General features: G+C 45.6%; 12 protein-coding genes, 1 tRNA gene, 1 pseudogene and 1 riboswitch. Of the genes and pseudogenes, 3 read left to right on the top strand and 11 right to left on the bottom strand.

The genetic code is table 11. The features are described from left to right. Positions 1–71 precede the first annotated feature (71 nt). The 3 genes from ViNHUV68_RS10115 to nrtS form a co-directional block, all read right to left on the bottom strand. Positions 72–2,369: a zinc/cadmium/mercury/lead-transporting ATPase gene (locus tag ViNHUV68_RS10115; protein WP_391087899.1), complete on the bottom strand. Its 2,298-nt coding sequence runs from the start codon at positions 2,367–2,369 to the stop codon at positions 72–74. Positions 2,370–2,530: 161 nt separating this feature from the next. After that, positions 2,531–2,947 (bottom strand): CBS domain-containing protein, encoded by a 417-nt coding sequence (locus ViNHUV68_RS10120; RefSeq protein ID WP_038172993.1) that lies wholly within the window; start codon positions 2,945–2,947, stop codon positions 2,531–2,533. Between the two features lie 130 nt (positions 2,948–3,077). Beyond that, complete coding sequence (nrtS, locus tag ViNHUV68_RS10125; protein ID WP_391087902.1) at positions 3,078–3,305, bottom strand: nitrate/nitrite transporter NrtS; 228 nt, start codon at positions 3,303–3,305, stop codon at positions 3,078–3,080. Between the two features lie 50 nt (positions 3,306–3,355). Between nrtS and ViNHUV68_RS10130 the strand changes: the two genes are divergently transcribed. Further along, the gene (locus tag ViNHUV68_RS10130; protein WP_391087904.1) at positions 3,356–4,333 is read left to right on the top strand and encodes a diguanylate cyclase domain-containing protein; all 978 of its coding nucleotides are present in this window, start codon (positions 3,356–3,358) and stop codon (positions 4,331–4,333) included. A 36-nt stretch (positions 4,334–4,369) separates the two neighbouring features. Here ViNHUV68_RS10130 and moaE read toward each other — a convergent pair whose 3' ends face one another. The 5 genes from moaE to moaA all read right to left on the bottom strand — a co-directional run bounded on the left by moaE (position 4,370) and on the right by moaA (position 7,138). After that, positions 4,370–4,822, bottom strand: a complete 453-nt coding sequence (gene moaE / locus ViNHUV68_RS10135; RefSeq protein WP_038172995.1) for a molybdopterin synthase catalytic subunit MoaE — start codon at positions 4,820–4,822, stop codon at positions 4,370–4,372. 2 nt (positions 4,823–4,824) lie between these two features. Continuing rightward, positions 4,825–5,070: a molybdopterin synthase sulfur carrier subunit gene (moaD, locus tag ViNHUV68_RS10140; protein ID WP_391087907.1), complete on the bottom strand. Its 246-nt coding sequence runs from the start codon at positions 5,068–5,070 to the stop codon at positions 4,825–4,827. Then, the gene (gene moaC, locus ViNHUV68_RS10145; RefSeq protein ID WP_391087910.1) at positions 5,067–5,546 is read right to left on the bottom strand and encodes a cyclic pyranopterin monophosphate synthase MoaC; all 480 of its coding nucleotides are present in this window, start codon (positions 5,544–5,546) and stop codon (positions 5,067–5,069) included. Before moaC ends, moaD begins: the two co-directional genes overlap by 4 nt. A gap of 14 nt (positions 5,547–5,560) precedes the next feature. Then, a complete protein-coding gene (moaB, locus tag ViNHUV68_RS10150; protein ID WP_038172998.1) occupies positions 5,561–6,073 on the bottom strand; it encodes a molybdenum cofactor biosynthesis protein B in 513 nt (170 codons plus the stop codon). Between the two features lie 75 nt (positions 6,074–6,148). After that, a complete protein-coding gene (moaA, locus tag ViNHUV68_RS10155) occupies positions 6,149–7,138 on the bottom strand; it encodes a GTP 3',8-cyclase MoaA (protein WP_391087913.1) in 990 nt (329 codons plus the stop codon). Continuing rightward, positions 7,127–7,263, bottom strand: a riboswitch (molybdenum cofactor riboswitch). (Overlaps the previous gene by 12 nt.) 167 nt (positions 7,264–7,430) lie before the next feature. Between moaA and ViNHUV68_RS10160 the strand changes: the two genes are divergently transcribed. Beyond that, on the top strand, positions 7,431–8,318 hold the full coding sequence (locus ViNHUV68_RS10160; RefSeq protein WP_038173004.1) for a YvcK family protein: 888 nt from the start codon (positions 7,431–7,433) through the stop codon (positions 8,316–8,318). On the opposite strand, the gene luxU is transcribed toward ViNHUV68_RS10160, so the two are convergent. From luxU to uvrB, 3 genes and pseudogenes are all read right to left on the bottom strand, one after another. Continuing rightward, on the bottom strand, positions 8,307–8,645 hold the full coding sequence (luxU, locus tag ViNHUV68_RS10165) for a quorum-sensing phosphorelay protein LuxU (protein ID WP_038173005.1): 339 nt from the start codon (positions 8,643–8,645) through the stop codon (positions 8,307–8,309). The genes ViNHUV68_RS10160 and luxU overlap by 12 nt on opposite strands. Before the next feature lie 77 nt (positions 8,646–8,722). Next, a pseudogene (luxO, locus tag ViNHUV68_RS10170) lies at positions 8,723–10,042 on the bottom strand (quorum-sensing sigma-54 dependent transcriptional regulator LuxO); the annotation flags it as partial. A gap of 260 nt (positions 10,043–10,302) precedes the next feature. Beyond that, on the bottom strand, positions 10,303–12,333 hold the full coding sequence (uvrB, locus tag ViNHUV68_RS10175) for an excinuclease ABC subunit UvrB (RefSeq protein WP_391087916.1): 2,031 nt from the start codon (positions 12,331–12,333) through the stop codon (positions 10,303–10,305). Between the two features lie 535 nt (positions 12,334–12,868). On the opposite strand from uvrB, the gene ViNHUV68_RS10180 reads away from it, so the two are divergent. Next, positions 12,869–12,944 (top strand) — tRNA-Asn (locus tag ViNHUV68_RS10180). The last annotated feature ends 7 nt before the right edge of the window (positions 12,945–12,951 follow it).

Raw genomic sequence — 12,951 nt, forward strand, 5'->3', positions numbered from 1 at the left:
CCGAGTAAGGTAGTTGCATAAAAAACAGCCCTCACGTCATAGAGGCAAGGGCCATTGTCAGTGTAGATGGATTAAACCTGTTTCGAGTTAAATTTCAACAAGCGTAATGCATTGAGCGTGACAATAGCGGTCGCCCCGCTGTCAGCTAATACCGCAACCCACAACCCGGTAATACCCAGCAAACTTGTCACCAAGAAGACGCCTTTAAGGCCGAGCGCTAGCGCTATGTTCTGTCGAATAATCGCCACAGTAGCGCGTGATAGTTCAATCATACCCGCCAGCTCAGTTAATCGATTATGCGTCAGGGCGGCATCGGCCGTTTCTAAAGCGACATCGGTTCCTCCACCCATTGCGATACCTATATGAGCGGCTTTCATCGCTGGTGCATCATTAATCCCATCGCCCACCATCGCAACATTGACGTCTTTGCTCAGTTGCTCAACGTAAGTCACTTTATCTTGAGGCAGTAGCTCCGCCTTATAATCAATGCCAATCATGGCGCTTACCGCATCAGCGCTACGCGTGTTATCACCCGTGAGCATAATCGAATTAATACCCAGAGCCTTTAACGCACTCACCGCTTGGTACGAGTCTTCTCGCAACGTGTCTTGCCACGCAACCAAACCAATAATGTCAGTTGCTTGCAAAGCGACCACCACCGTTTTTCCTTGTGCTTCAAGTTGTTCTATTTGCGTTGTTATCGTGTTGCTCACCTTGACCTGAATCCGACTAGGTGCGAGAACTTGATAGTCAACCCCATCGATAACACCGCGAACGCCACTGCCAACCAACGCTTGTTTGTGCTCTGCTTCAACGATCTTAAGTCCACATTGTTTCGCTTTTTCAACCACAGAAATCGCCAATGGATGACTAGAGCCAACTTCAATCGCTGCGACTTTTTCAAGCACAGACTCTGACGACCAACCACTAAGACCGATCACATCAGTCACTTGAGGTTTGCCTTGCGTTAAGGTGCCCGTTTTATCAAAGGCCACGGTTTCAATTTGGCCTAATTGTTCTAATGCCGCCCCCCCTTTAATCAAAGCACCACGACGCGCGGCCGCCGCTAAGCCAGAGGTAATCGCCGCAGGTGTGGAGATCACCAGTGCGCATGGACAGGCAATTAACAGCAGTGCCAAACCACGGTAGATCCAAGTTTCCCAAGACTGAGCAAACACAAGGGGCGGCATAATAATCACAATAAGCGCCACCAGCATCATTAACGGTGTGTACCAGCGACTGAACTTATCAAGGAAACGTTCAAGTGGTGCTTTACGTGATTCCGCCTCTTCAATCAAATGAAGAATCCGGTCTATCGCGTTCTCACCTTGTTTTGATGTCACAGCCAATCGCACCACTTTATCAACCACAACGGCGCCAGCAATGACCGCATCACCTTGCCCCCGCTCGACAGGTATCGACTCCCCTGTCAACGCACTTTCATCAAAACTGGCCGTTCCTTCAATCAAGCGTCCGTCGGCTGGCAGTCTTCCACCCGGTGATACTTCGATAATATCGCTAGGTTGTAATTCACTGACGCCAACCAAGGTTCGCTGACCATTAACTATTTTCGTGGCATTTTCTGGCACTAACGCCATCAGTGCCTTAACTCCACTGCGGGCCCGCGAAGCAGCAAAAGCTTCAAGGCGCTCACCAATCAAAAACAGCAGCAACACCATTGCCGCCTCGACCGTTTCTCCCAGATATAACGCGCCGAGTGCCGCAACACTCATCAAGGTTTCAATAGAGAATGGTGTACCTGACTTAGCTAAAGTAATAGCTTTGCGTCCGATGGGATAAAGCCCAGCCAAACAAGTGAACACGAATAAACCGTGGCTTAATTGAGGGGAAATAGGTTGCATGATTGCAGCAATTATCATCGCCAAAGCAATCGCCAAAATCTGGGTGTTGTGTTTTATCACCGATGGCCAACGTGACGCTGACGGGGTGCTTTGAGGCTGTTGGTTAGTGGCAAAAGAAAAACCGCTATCAATAATGGCGCTCTCTACTTGCGTAACCACATCGGCATGTTCGGTTTCAATGATCAGTTTTTCGGTCGCAAATAAGACCTTGGCACTGATTACGCCCTCAACGCGTGTAACTGCGGTTTCGACTTTTCGTGCGCAAGATGGACAGTCCATCCCTTCAATCTTCCAGCGATAGGTTAATAGGCCGGCGCGACTGGACTCACTTTCCTCATCGGAAGGGTCGCCGCCACTGCCACAATCAGTTGAGCTGCAGCAATCAGACTCTGGCGTGATCACGTCAGAGATGGTTATAGACGCCTTGTTGAGACCAGAACAACCACCCGTTTGTGAAGGTTTGACCGCGATTTTTTGTGAGCGGCATGCATGATGTTTTGTGCACATAGATTTGTCTCCATTCATTGTACACCTTAAGTCTAAACCTTAGAGTCTACTCCAAGGTCAAACTTTTTCTGTCACTTTCACAACGGATGCGTTTGCCAATCAATATCGCTAACAAAAAAAGAGGTGTAGGACACACCTCTTGTCACTGTTAATTGGATTTGTCACACAGGATGTTTAAAGCAATCGTTGATGTTTTTACCAATTGCGCGCAAAACATCCCGACGAGTAATAATTCCCACTAGTCTGCCACTATCAATAACCGGATAGACTTTAGGTTTCCCCACTCGCATCATATCCGCCAACTCGATAATTGACGTTTCAGATGTCACAGACAACACCTCAGGGTGCATACAATCGGCGACAGTGTGGCTGTCTTGACAGTAGTAACTGACGTTAATGAGTTTTTCGAGCAGATCCTGTCCTGATAAAAAGCCGACAACCTCACGGCGTTCGTTCAACACAGGTCCACCGAGATAGCGAGAGTTCATGACTTTGTCGAGTGCCGCACTGAGCGACATCTCTGGGGTAAAAGTTACCGCTTGCAGGGTCATATAGTCTTTTACTTTGAGTGATTCCATTTGAGTCTCCTTACTTGCAAGCCTACGCTGCTTATACTGTAAGTGTTGTCTAATTTCTTGATTTTACTAAATGGAAATCAACAATTTTTGCAATCGGTGCTGTCTATCAAAGTCAAATTGTCGCTCGTCACTAAACCAACACATCGCGCTGCGAGAGCCAGGCACTAAAGAGTGAGACGCAAAAAGGAATGCAATAAGTGAGAATTATCTTAAACAAATTGACGCTTCCTGTGAGAAGAAGCGCATCATACTGATTGATGATATTTAATAAAGTGCCCACGACCAAGGCAATCACAAACGATCTTTTTACCGCGAGCTTATTCATAATATCAACCTTTGTACCATACCGATTTGCCATCAATTGCCTAAACTATAGTTAGTTTTATCAATATTGTATTGGGACGCGCTGTGAATTCGACTTTTTCTACACAACTAGCTAATAACCCTGACATGATGCATAGCGTATTCGAGGCGCTCCCTGAACCGACTTTCTTGATCGATAAATCTGGTACTTACGTTGAGGCGTGGGGTGGTCGTGATAAAAGCCGGCACCACGATCCGGCCACTCTCGTTGGTCTCACCCAACATCAGGTGTTACCTGCCGATAAAGCCACTTGGTTTAGTCAGGTTATTGTTGAGGTAATCGAGAACAATCAAGCTTCTGAGCTTGAGTATAGTCTCGACCCAAAAGCCCTCCATTGCTTTGAAGGCATTGAAGGGCCAACTGAGGTGCAACATTTTAGCGCACTAGTTATTCCGCTTCCCGATACCGCTTTTGTGCTGTGGACAGTGCGCAATATTACCCAGTACAAGAAAGCGCTTGAAACGCTTGCCAAGCAACAATTGGCGTTAGAAAGACTCACTTATATTGATCATCTAACACAGGTTTATAACCGCTATGCCTTGGATGCGCTGTTACCTGATGCGATTGAACTGGCCAAAGTAAAGCAGGTTGGTTCTGCGATAATGATGATAGATGTCGACTGTTTCAAGCAATATAACGACTGCTATGGCCATCTTAAAGGTGACAAGGTACTCAGAGCAGTTGGGGACACCATCAATGATTGGTCGAATGAGCGAGATCTCTGTTTTCGCTACGGCGGAGATGAATTTTTGATTTTTATGCCAAAGATCTCAAAAACAGAATGTACAACACGAGCCAAGCAGCTGCAGAAAATCATTACGGATCTGGCAATACCGCATCAATCCTCCAGTGTGAGTGAGCATCTGACTATCACCATTGGCATTCAACATTGCCACTTAATTCCCCCTCAAATGGATGCTGAAAAATTTATTGCTATCGCCGATAAAGCACTGTTTTACGCCAAAAGTTGTCAACGTGGCTCTATTCATCAATTGAGTGAACAACAAAAATGCGCCCTTTAAAAAAGAGCGCTGTCGGAACCAAGTGCAATATTTTTATTACTGCCAGCGTTTGGCCGCTTTGGCATCTGAGTCACGTGACTCGACCCATCGAGTCATGTCTGTGGTGCGTTCTTTTTTCCAAAATGGCGCTTTGGTTTTTAGGTAATCCATAATGAATTCACACGCCTCAAAGGCAGCGCCACGGTGGGCGCTTGATACACCAACGAACACAATTTGATCGCCGATATCCAAGTCACCGACTCGGTGAATCACTCGGGTTTTGAGTAGTGGCCAGCGCTGTTCTGCCTCGTCACAAATCTCGCTGAGTGCTTTTTCCGTCATACCCGGATAATGTTCAAGCGATAAGCCAGTCACATTGTCACCAAGATTCATATCTCTCACCTTGCCAACAAAGGTCACTACAGCACCTGAAGCGGTTCCATCAGCCAACGTTTGGTATTCATCACCAACACAAAAGTCTTGTTTAAAAACCGATACTCGACTGTCCATGTTTAACCTCCGGTGACTGGCGGAAAGAACGCAACTTCATCACCAGATTCAACCGGATGGTCTAACGGCACGATCGACTGGTTGACTGCCGCGAGCAACTTACCCGGCTCTAGAGCAAGATCCCATTTACCTTGCTGCTTAGCTAAATGCGCACGCACTTGTTCAACACTGCTAAACTCGCCGTCAAGTTGCAGATCATCAATACCAACTAGCTCGCGCGTTTGAGCAAAAAAGAGCACTTTAATCATGCATCCACCTTAAAGTGACCAGACTTACCACCTGTTTTTTCAAGCAAGCGTACCTGCTCTATCACCATATCTTTTTGTACCGCTTTACACATATCGTAAATGGTTAACGCCGCCACAGAAGCAGCAGTCAGCGCTTCCATTTCTACGCCTGTTTTTCCTGCGAGTTTGCAAATAGACTCGATACGAACCTTATTTTCAGCTGGCATCGCTTGCAACTGTACTTCAACCTTTGACAGTAATAACGGGTGACAAAGTGGAATTAAATCCCACGTTTTCTTTGCCGCTTGAATACCGGCGATACGCGCTGTAGCAAAAACGTCACCTTTATGATGCTGACCAGAAACAATCAGCTCAAGCGTTTCTGGCGCCATATGAACAAAGGCTTCGGCACGTGCTTCACGCACCGTTTCTGCCTTGGCTGACACATCAACCATATTGGCTTCACCAGAGGCATTAATGTGAGTAAATTCGCTCATTGCTCGCCCTCCGATTAAACCGCTAAATGCGGCATAAAGTTACAAGGACGATGACTCGCATCCATTTGTTGCTTGATGATTTTGCTCCAGCCAGTGCGACAAGCACCGGTAGAGCCCGGCATGGCGAAAATAACCGTATGATTGGCAAAACCCGCAATGGCGCGCGATTGAATCGTTGACGTGCCAATTTCCTCATAAGAGACCATACGGAAAAGTTCACCAAACCCTTCGACTTCTTTATCAAACAAAGGCTTCAGTGCTTCCGGAGTGCTGTCACGCGAAGTAAAGCCCGTACCGCCAGTGATCATGACGGCCTGCACGTTATCATCGGCAATCCACTGTGAGACGATCGCACGAATCTTATACATGTCATCAATCACAATTTGCTTATCAACCACATTGTGTCCAGACTCTTTTGCTTGCTCAACCAAGTAACCGCCAGAGGTATCATTTTCTTCTGTGCGCGTATCAGAAACCGTTAGCACTGCGATATTTGCTGGTTGGAATTTGCTATCTGCGTGACCCATTTGTTCACCTATTTTAATCAGTAATACTCGCACTAAGCGCCAAGCTTAATGCCATTATCTATGGTTTGAGTTTATTTAACCGCCGATTGACGCTAAATGTGGCGTCATACCTGAGTTGCCATCATGTAAGAAGTGGCTGACCGATTTGGTCTGCAATTGTGCTTGGATACGATCTATCAGTGAATGCTGCTGTGAATCATCCTCAAGCAAGTCACGCAATTCTACGCCGTGATCGCCAAACAAACACAAATGCAACTTGCCTATTGCCGAGACCCGCAGTCGATTACAACTTGCGCAAAAATCCTTCTCATATGGCATGATCAGACCTATTTCACCCTGATAGTCAGGATGAATAAACACTTGCGCCGGGCCATCGTTGTTTGCTCGCGCTTTAAGTAGCCAACCATTGGCAATCAATTGATTCCGAATCGCCACACCGGACACATGGTGGCGCTGGAAAAGCGTATCCATTTCACCAGTTTGCATGAGCTCAATAAAACGTAATTGAATCGGTCGATCTTTGATCCAAGCCAGAAAAGCGGGTAATTCATGGGCATTGAGATCTTTCATCAACACGACATTAACTTTGACCTGCTGATACCCGACGTCAAAGGCACGCTCAATACCATCCATCACTTGGGTAAACTTATTTTCACCGGTAATTTGATGGAACATTCGCGGGTCGAGGCTATCAACACTGACATTAATGTGCGTTAGCCCTGCCTGCTTCCAATCTGCTACTTGCTTGGCCATACGATAACCGTTGGTGGTCGTCGCGACCTTATCAATACCAGGTGTTGAAGCCACTGCATGGATAATATCGTTGAAGTCTTTGCGCAGACTTGGCTCGCCACCCGTAATACGGACTTTAGACGTACCGCAATCGGCAAACGCCGAAACCACACGTTTAATCTCGGGCAGGGATAAAAAAGACGAGTTTTTCTGCCCCGAAGGCTGGTAGCCATCAGGCAGACAATATGTGCATTTAAAGTTACAGACATCTGTAACGGAGAGTCGTAAGTAATAAAACTTACGATTGAATCTATCTTCGAATTGTTGCGCCACGGAACACCTTTCCAAACACGGGAGGCATAATCATTTCCAATTATGCCCTTGTGACAAAATGTCACTGGCTTAACAAGCGTATTCAGTATGAACTTAGCCTGTGAAGCTCGGAGCTATGGCAACTACCTATATTGGGTAGTAGCTTGACTATTAAAATACTTAATAATTATGTGTGATTCCACCCTGCACACCAAAAAATCGTGCTTAGGGCGCAAATTACTCCCTATTGAGTATTTAATATGAATACAATATTCTAAATTGTAGTTGGTTATGACAAAAATAGAAGCTCAGCATGACACTTTACGCTAGCAAGAAAGTGGTCGCAGTCGGTGGAGGCCATGGTCTCGGCAGGATGCTTGCGGCATTAAAAGATTTCGGCTCAAACGCCACTGGCATCGTCGCGACGACGGATAATGGCGGTTCAACAGGTCGTATTCGTAACTGTCAAGGAGGTATCGCCTGGGGAGATACTCGTAACTGCATTAATCAGCTCATTACTGAACCTTCGATTAGCTCTATGATGTTCGAATACCGCTTCAAAGGCACCGGAGAACTTGACGGTCACAACCTAGGCAACTTGATGTTGACTGCGCTCGATAACCTCTCGGTGCGGCCACTTGATGCAACCAATTTGATCCGCAACATGCTCAAAGTCGATGTCAATATTATCCCGATGTCTGAGCACCCTTCCGACTTAAGGGCATTAGCCCCCAATGGTCACTGGGTTACTGGCGAAACCAGTGTTGATGAGATGCCAGATAAATTGATTCGGCTTGATTTAGAGCCAGAAGTGCCGGCCACTAAAGAGGGGGTATTAGCGCTAGAGCAAGCCGATGCCATCATCCTCGGTCCGGGCAGCTTCCTGACCAGTATCATGCCGCCATTACTGTTACCAGAGATTGGCCGCGCGATTGCCAATAACCTCAAGGCTAAGGTTATTTTTGTCGAAAATTTGTCGCCAGAATTTGGCCCCGCAGGAGAAATGACATTAGAGGAAAAGCTCGACTGGTGCGAGCGTTCCTGCCAAGGTCGACAGATTGATGTCGTGCTTGGTGATAAAGCCCACCCTGAATTGCAGCGTTGGAATTGCGTCACGACACCCTTAGCTTCACCAAATAGAGATTGGCGTCATGACCGAATTAAGTTGCAACAAGCAATAGAGATGCTCTTAGTCGAGTAACTGTTTGTATCTCTGTTCAGTTTGTTTGAGCAGAGATAACATTTGCTGTTTATCGTCTTCAGAGCTCAATGCATCCCCCGCTTTCGCTCTTGCATCGAGTTCAACCGAAAAGGTACGCAGTGCCTCAGCACCAAAGCTGGCAGCGCTGCTTTTCAGAGCATGGCTGATCTCTTGAAGATAGCTGTCTTGCTGCTCAGAAACGAGTTGTGACAAAGTGGCGATGTAGTTACTCAGCTCACCTAGGAAAATTTCCAATAATACTGGCACGTTTTCTTCACCGATCTCATTGGCTAACCGGTCTATTTTGGCCTGATCTAATAAATCCACGCTTATGCTTCCTTCACATTCCATGATTGCAGTTTACGGTACAGTGTCGAAGGACTAACATCAAGGTATCCAGCAGCCTTGGGAATATTGCCATCACACGCTTTTATCGCTTGCTCAATCGCGTTTTTCTCGGTTAACCATAACGGGAAAATATCTTGAACCGAGACAACATCATTATTGACGCTAAGCGGTACTCTAATCTCACTTTTTGCGGGTTGATTGAGTGGTGGTGGCAACATGTCTAAGGTAATTTCTCGACCATTATTGAGCACCACGACGTTACGCAGCACGTTTTGCAATTGGCGCACATTGCCCGGCCATTCGTAGCGAGCAAATCTCTCTACAACCTCAGGAGCGAGGCGCACAAAGTCTTTACCTTCTTCTTTGGACATATAACCAAGCAGAGAATAAGCAATCTCAATGATGTCTTCTCCTCTTTCTCTCAAAGGAGGTAAATGCAAAGGAATCACGTAGAGGCGATAGTATAAATCTTCACGGAAACGCCCCTCTTCAACTTCTTTCCAAGGATCGCGATTTGTAGCACAAACGAAACGAACATCGACACTCTTCATCTTAGATGAGCCGACTTTTTGGAAGGTCCCCGTCTGAATAAAACGCAGTAGTTTAGTTTGCAGTTCAAGGTCCATTTCACACAATTCATCGAGGAACAGTGTTCCGCCATCCGCAAGTTCAGCAGCCCCTTGTCGATCGGTTGCTGCGCCAGTGAATGCGCCTTTGACGTGACCAAACAGCTCACTCTCAATCAAATCTTTCGGGATCGCCGCACAGTTAATGGCAATAAATGGCTTGTCTCTGCGTTTGCTCGTGGCATGAATGGCTTCTGCACACACCTCTTTACCCGTACCACTCTCACCAGTAATGAAGATACTTGCTTTACTACTCGCGGCAGAGTCAATCGTGCGGTAAACCGCTTGCATCGTTTGACTGCTACCGATAAAACCTTGATAACCTTGACTGCCGGAACTGTTCGCATCATTCTTGAGTTTGTTGGCTTTGCGCAGGGCGTTGTTAACGGTAACGCGAAGACGGTCCGCTTCACATGGTTTGATAAGAAAGTCTTGTGCGCCATGACGCATCGCTTCAACCGCCGTGTCAATCGAACCGTGCGCCGTCATAAAGATCACTGGCACATCAGGATTCTTCTCTTTCACCGCGTGAAGAACATCCATACCAGTCATATCAGGTAGACGTAAATCGAGTAAGATGAGATCAGGGGTTCGAAAATTGAGACTTTCAATCGCATCACGACCCGTACCGACAATATTGATATCAATTTGCAGTGGAGTGAGATAAGAGCGATACAGTGCCGCGACCGACGCTGTATCTTCTACCATCAGCAAATATCTTGCTTTCTGATCAGATACTACTTGTTGCATAACCTAGCCATATTTTAATTTGCATTATGTACAAATCATTGCATTAGGCTTTGCAATTTGCAAATATTTCGCTCAAAAAGTCGCTTTTAGCTTGAGAAAACCGCCTTTTTTATCGCTTAGCGACTGGCACAGTCTATGCAGCCTCTAACAATGACCCTTCTGGGTCACCTAGCCAACTGACGTTGTTAGTGAACATAGTATTCACAAATAACAGCCAATAGCATCCTTGCTATTGGCTATTTTTTTTGTCTGGCTGACACTTAACTGTTGGCGATAAACTGTTGGCGTAGCTTGTCAATTTGATCGCGTTTTCCTGCCGCCAATTCAAACTCCAGATCTTGAGCATGCTGATACATTTGTGCTTCAAGTCTACGGATTTCTTTATCTAACTCTTGTGGCGTCATAACATCATAGCTTTGTGAAGGTTCAGCCACTTTAGACAGAGGAACCGCTTTGCTCGTGCGCTGTTTTTTACCCTTAGTGATGTCGCCAAGCTCCATAATATCTTTTATGTTTCGTTTCAGCGCCTGAGGTTCAATGCCAATTTTGGCATTATGATCTTGCTGCTTTTGACGGCGTCGATTGGTTTCATCGATGGCTTTCCCCATCGACTTAGTGATCCGGTCACCATATAAAATCGCCTTACCTGCCACATTTCGCGCCGCGCGACCAATGGTCTGAATTAATGAGCGCTCTGAACGCAAGAAACCTTCTTTATCCGCATCAAGAATCGCAACCAACGACACTTCAGGCATATCGAGTCCTTCGCGCAATAAGTTGATCCCAACCAAAACATCAAATTCACCTAAACGTAAGTCACGAATAATCTCAACACGTTCGACGGTATCAATGTCTGAGTGTAGATAACGCACTTTTACATCATGCTCGGTGAGATATTCCGTTAAATCCTCAGCCATACGCTTGGTTAATGTCGTCACCAGCACTCGCTCATCTTTTACCGCTCTAATGCGAATTTCAGATAACAAGTCATCAACCTGAGTCGCGACCGGACGAACTTCTATTTCAGGGTCAAGTAGCCCTGTGGGTCTCACTACTTGGTCAGCGATATCATTCGCTGATTTTTCTAACTCATAGTTACCCGGTGTAGCCGAGACAAAAATCGTCTGCGGAGCAAGTGACTCAAATTCCTCAAATTTCAGTGGTCGGTTATCAAGTGCTGAAGGTAAACGGAAACCAAATTCAACTAGGGTCTCTTTGCGAGAGCGGTCACCTTTATACATAGCGCCAATTTGCGGCACTGTCACATGAGACTCATCGATAATCAATAAGCCATCATGTGGCAGATAATCAAACAGCGTCGGGGGCGGCTCGCCCTCATTACGACCACTTAAATAACGCGAGTAGTTTTCGATACCAGAACAGAAACCGAGCTCATTCATCATTTCAATATCAAACTGGGTTCGCTGGGAAATACGTTGTTCTTCTAATAGTTTGTTATTATCCAACAGGTGCTTTTTACGCGCTTCAAGTTCGATCTTAATATGCTCAATTGCTTCAAGCATTCTGTCACGAGGTGTCACATAGTGAGTCTTAGGATAAATAGTGTAGCGAGCTAAATCGCGCTGGTTAACCACGCCCGTCAATGGATCAAACACACTGATACGATCGATTTCATCATCAAACATTTCAATACGAACCGCATCTTGATCCGACTCGGCAGGAAATATATCGATTACTTCGCCGCGCACGCGAAATTGACCACGCTCAAACGCCACATCATTACGGCTATATTGCAGATCAGCCAAACGCCTTAGAATATCGCGTTGGTTCATAATGTCGCCACGACGAATATGCAACATCATTTTGAGGTACGATTCAGGATCACCCAAACCATAAATCGCTGAAACTGAGGCAACAATAATGGCATCTTTACGTTCTAATAAAGCTTTAGTGGCAGATAAGCGCATCTGTTCAATGTGGGCGTTAACTGACGAATCTTTTTCAATAAAAGTATCCGTAGTCGGTACGTACGCTTCTGGCTGATAGTAATCGTAGTAAGAGACAAAATACTCAACCGCATTATTCGGAAAGAAAGACCTCATCTCTCCATAAAGCTGCGCTGCAAGCGTTTTATTCGGTGCCAACAAGATTGCAGGACGCTGAGCATTCGCGATGACATTCGCGAGTGTGAAGGTTTTTCCTGACCCAGTCACACCAAGTAATGTTTGATGTGCTAAACCAGCATCAAGCCCTTCGGACAATTGATTAATCGCCGTCGGCTGATCGCCAGAAGGCTGATAGTCTGAGACCAAATCGAAAACTTTACCCATCTCTTTTCTCTTGTTGATGTTGCACTTCATTGCCCATTGTGACTGTATAAATATACAGACTCAAGCATTCACTAAAAAATTAATCTCTGTTTTACATCAACGCACGTAGAACAACTAGATCAATCCCTTTAATCCTGATATCATGCTCGACCTCGCAAGAGCCTACCAGCAAAATATTCAAAAATACCACCCACAAGATATTCACATTTATCTTTATTTTTAGCGAATATCGACAATTTCTATCCAATACTCCCCTTGAAAGAAAAACATTAAATAAAAACGAAAAAGCTTTATAGAACAAAGGTTAAGATACATATTATTTACTTGTGTATAATCTTTTTAGTAATGAAAGATCGACATACTCAAGTTTAATGCACACACTTATCCACAAATTTGGTGGATAAGTAAATGTAGCCCTTTAGCGATAAGGGCTACAGAAAAGTAAAGCAAATTTTTAAGCTTTTTTTTATTAAATCGCTGGGTAAAATATTGACACTATTCGACTCGATAGCTAATATTCGCTCGCTAAAACAATTCCCCCTTAGTTCAGTCGGTAGAACGGCGGACTGTTAATCCGTATGTCGCAAGTTCAAGTCTTGCAGGGGGAGCCAAATTCAA

Origin of the sequence: Vibrio sp. NH-UV-68, assembly GCF_042940635.1 — a bacterium.
GTDB lineage: Bacteria > Pseudomonadota > Gammaproteobacteria > Enterobacterales > Vibrionaceae > Vibrio > Vibrio pacinii.

What these genes read in the sequence shown, in the direction of transcription:
- ViNHUV68_RS10115 (WP_391087899.1), bottom strand. Translation starts at nt 2,369, where the DNA reads ATGTGCACAAAACATCATGCATGCCGCTCACAAAAAATCGCGGTCAAA.
- ViNHUV68_RS10120 (WP_038172993.1), bottom strand. Translation starts at nt 2,947, where the DNA reads ATGGAATCACTCAAAGTAAAAGACTATATGACCCTGCAAGCGGTAACT.
- nrtS (WP_391087902.1), bottom strand. Translation starts at nt 3,305, where the DNA reads ATGGCAAATCGGTATGGTACAAAGGTTGATATTATGAATAAGCTCGCG.
- moaE (WP_038172995.1), bottom strand. Translation starts at nt 4,822, where the DNA reads ATGGACAGTCGAGTATCGGTTTTTAAACAAGACTTTTGTGTTGGTGAT.
- moaD (WP_391087907.1), bottom strand. Translation starts at nt 5,070, where the DNA reads ATGATTAAAGTGCTCTTTTTTGCTCAAACGCGCGAGCTAGTTGGTATT.
- moaC (WP_391087910.1), bottom strand. Translation starts at nt 5,546, where the DNA reads ATGAGCGAATTTACTCACATTAATGCCTCTGGTGAAGCCAATATGGTT.
- moaB (WP_038172998.1), bottom strand. Translation starts at nt 6,073, where the DNA reads ATGGGTCACGCAGATAGCAAATTCCAACCAGCAAATATCGCAGTGCTA.
- ViNHUV68_RS10160 (WP_038173004.1), top strand. Translation starts at nt 7,431, where the DNA reads ATGACACTTTACGCTAGCAAGAAAGTGGTCGCAGTCGGTGGAGGCCAT.
- uvrB (WP_391087916.1), bottom strand. Translation starts at nt 12,333, where the DNA reads ATGGGTAAAGTTTTCGATTTGGTCTCAGACTATCAGCCTTCTGGCGAT.